We start from the raw sequence: 405 nt of genomic DNA, 5'->3' as shown, positions 1-405 counted from the left end.
GTGTTCTTTATGAGTTATAAGAACTTATTTTCTTTAATCAAGAACATGATTGGGAAAATTTTTTCTATAGTAAGTATTGTTGCTAAAAGTCTAATTTCTTTAAGGAGGAATATTTTTATGGGTATTTTAAGTGGAAATCCACAAAATGAACCAATGCACTACGGAGAAGTCTTTGGGATTTGGAGTTATCTTGCAGCGGCACAAGGCGCGATTGCTGGATATCAAGTTCTTATTAACCATACAGGGGACGAGGATTTAAAGAAATTTTTAGAGAACCTTGTAGAGAATGATATCCAATCAGAAGTTAAAGAATTAAAAAATATCTTGAAATTGAATGGTGTTGCATTACCACCAGCACCTCCAGAAAGACCAGTTGCATCTATTGAAACGATTCCTCCTGGTGCT

General features: G+C 34.6%; 1 protein-coding gene. It reads left to right on the top strand.

Annotated elements, in window-relative coordinates:
• Positions 1-117: 117 nt before the first annotated feature.
• Positions 118-405: DUF3231 family protein (locus tag JDS81_RS29850; RefSeq protein WP_199688695.1), on the top strand; the 288-nt coding region annotated here is incomplete at its 3' end.

This window comes from Bacillus cereus group sp. N31, from assembly GCF_016483245.1.
Lineage (GTDB): Bacteria > Bacillota > Bacilli > Bacillales > Bacillaceae_G > Bacillus_A > Bacillus_A toyonensis.
The sequence above is the reverse complement of the archived record's forward strand: the minus strand, read 5'-3'. Positions and strand labels throughout refer to the sequence as shown.